Annotated in this window: 3 protein-coding genes; 1 reads left to right on the top strand and 2 read right to left on the bottom strand. The window is 73.8% G+C overall.

What is annotated here, in order from left to right; translation table 11 throughout:
* Positions 1-245: 245 nt before the first annotated feature.
* Complete coding sequence (locus J0670_RS35895) at positions 246-1,145, bottom strand: hypothetical protein (protein ID WP_207816842.1); 900 nt, start codon at positions 1,143-1,145, stop codon at positions 246-248.
* 159 nt (positions 1,146-1,304) lie between these two features.
* Between J0670_RS35895 and J0670_RS35890 the strand changes: the two genes are divergently transcribed.
* On the top strand, positions 1,305-1,499 hold the full coding sequence (locus J0670_RS35890; protein ID WP_207816844.1) for a hypothetical protein: 195 nt from the start codon (positions 1,305-1,307) through the stop codon (positions 1,497-1,499).
* Between the two features lie 11 nt (positions 1,500-1,510).
* On the opposite strand, the gene J0670_RS35885 is transcribed toward J0670_RS35890, so the two are convergent.
* A complete protein-coding gene (locus J0670_RS35885) occupies positions 1,511-2,260 on the bottom strand; it encodes a phosphatase PAP2 family protein (protein WP_207816841.1) in 750 nt (249 codons plus the stop codon).
* Between the last annotated feature and the right edge of the window lie 166 nt (positions 2,261-2,426).

The following is a 2,426-nucleotide window of genomic DNA, read 5'->3' as shown; positions in this document are numbered from 1 at the left end:
GGGCCGCGTCGTCGTGGCCACCGCTGCGGCCGCCCGTAGACGACACCACCTGCACCACCCCTTCAGCGCCTCGCCAGCCCGGGCGGCAGCCACCCGACGTCCAGCCTAGGCACTCCGGGGCCCGTCCACATGGCACGGACGGGCCATCTCGGCGCCGCCGAAACGGGTGGCCGCCGCTCCCCGGACGGCCACCCGCTCCGGCGGCGCCCCGTCTCGCCCCGGCGCCGGAGCACTGCCCCGGCGGGCTACTTCGGGCTCTCCGAGGGCTTCATCTGGTAGATGTCCGAGGCCGGCGGCTCCGCCGCGTCGACCGGCTTGCCGAAGTCCGACAGCGAGGTGGTCGAGGTCACCTTCACCTGGTCCTTGGCCTCCTTCGACCCGGCCACCCCGGCGAAGGTGAACACCTCGACCACCTTGTGCAGCCGGCCCTGGTCGTCCAGCCAGGCGTCGTACGGGACCTCCTTCACGGTGAAGGTCTGCGCGCCCATCCGCAGCCCGTCCCCGCCCCGGCCGCCGGTCGCGTCGGCCGCCTTGGACAGGTCCAGGGTGCCCCGGTAGTGGTGCAGCACGGTCCCGTCCACGGTCTCGGCGCCGACCAGCTCGGCCTTCTGCACCCCGCGCAGCGCGCCCGCCGCCGAAGCCGGGTCGGTGGCGCCGCTGCTGACCAGGTTGCCGTCCGGCAGCTGACGCACGTCCAGCTTGACCCACTTGCCCTCGGGCACCTTGGCGCCGCTGTTCTGCAGGTAGACCGTGCCCGGCAGGACCACCTCGACGATCTTCCCGGTGGTCGCCGCGCCCGGCGGCACCTGCACCTCCAGCCGGCCGATCCGCTTCACGTAGTCGTAGCCGCCGGTCCCGCTGAACGAGGCCTTCTTCTCGGCGGACTCGGTGACCAGCTCGGTGGCGGTGTGCGCCGAGCCGGTGCGGCCGGTGATGTCGGCGGCGCTCCGCACCGCCGTCAGCGGGTCGGCGGCCAGCTGGTCCGGGGCGCCCGACTGCTGGTCGGAGGAGCCGGCACCGGAGTGGCCCGAGCAGCCGGCGGCTCCCGAGGCCAGGACGGCGGCGAGCAGGGCGGCCCCGGCCGCCGAGCGCAGGTGCGGACCCGGACGGCGCGCTGGCCGCCCGGTGCGCTGCTGGTCGGTCATCTTCATCCTCGCGACAACCCCCTCGGGCCCGACTGCCCTGCCGGACACCATGGGTGGGCAGAGCTCTTTCCGGGCAAACGAGTTGGAGCGCGAAGGGTTACGGTGCCGGGTGGCGAAGGGCGTCGCGCGGCGGGCCCCGGGCGCGTTACGGTGAATCACGTGCACAGTGAGCTGCCGGTCGCCCCCGGCACCACCCGGATGCCCGAGCACCGTGTCGCGATCAGCGAGCGCGGTTCCTTCGCCTTCGCGACCTGTAGCTGCGGCTGGTACTCACCGGCCCGCCGCTCCCGCGACCTGGCCCGCCGAGAAGGCGGCGGACACCTGGCGGAGAACGGCGGCGGGGAGCCGGAGTAGCTCCTCGGGGCTCAGGCCGCGAGATCGGACTCCGGCGGCTGTTCCTCGGAGCGCACCGCCCCGCGTCCGCGCCGACGGCCGCGCGCGACGGTGCCGCCGCGGCCCGGGCCGCCGCGCTCCGGGGCCCGGATCAGCGGGGCGACGGCCGTCCGGCTCAGCGCGTGGCAGAGCGGCACCAGCACCGCCATCGCGATCGGCGCCAGCAGCAGCACCACGGCGACCGCGAGCGCGAAGCCGCCGATCACGTCGGTCGGGTAGTGGACGCCCATGAACATCCGGCAGAAGCCCTGCAACAGGGCCAGACCGCCGGCGATCCAGCCGAGCCTGCGGTTCACCAGGAACAGCGCCACCGCGACCGCCATCGTCATGGTCGAGTGGTCGCTGACGAAGGAGTGGGTGCCCGCCTTGCCGTCCACCAGCACCAGCAGGTCCGGGTGGTCGACGAAGGGGCGCGGGCGGTTCACGATCGCGGCGATCGGCAGGTTGGCCAGCTCGGCGATCGCGACCGAGAGCGGCACCCAGAGCAGCCCGGCGATCGCCACCGGCGCGTCCGGGCGGCGTCTGGCCTGGAGCCAGCCCACCAGCCCGAGCATCGCCAGGCCGATCAGGATGCCGTACTCGCCGACCCACGAGACCAGGTGGTCCAGCCACTGCGGGGAGCTCTTGGCCAGGTCGTTGACGGCGCGGAGCAGGCCGAGGTCGGGGTTGGTCGTGTCGGCAAGCGGCGTCGACACGCCGCACCTCCTTCTGGTCCGCTGCATTCGGTCGTTCGGCCGGGGCCCGCCCGGCGCGGAAAAGCTGACGAGGGGCCACCGGACCCAACGTCATCGCCGGGACACAGCGTTCCACGGGAACGCGCGGTTATGGAAACTTGACTCAGCGTCCACAGCGCGCACACAGGTCACTCGGGGCTCAACCGTTCCCACC

This window comes from Streptomyces sp. FH025, assembly GCF_017427025.1.
Classification (GTDB): Bacteria; Actinomycetota; Actinomycetes; order Streptomycetales; family Streptomycetaceae; genus Kitasatospora.
This window is presented reverse-complemented; position numbering and strand designations above follow the sequence as displayed.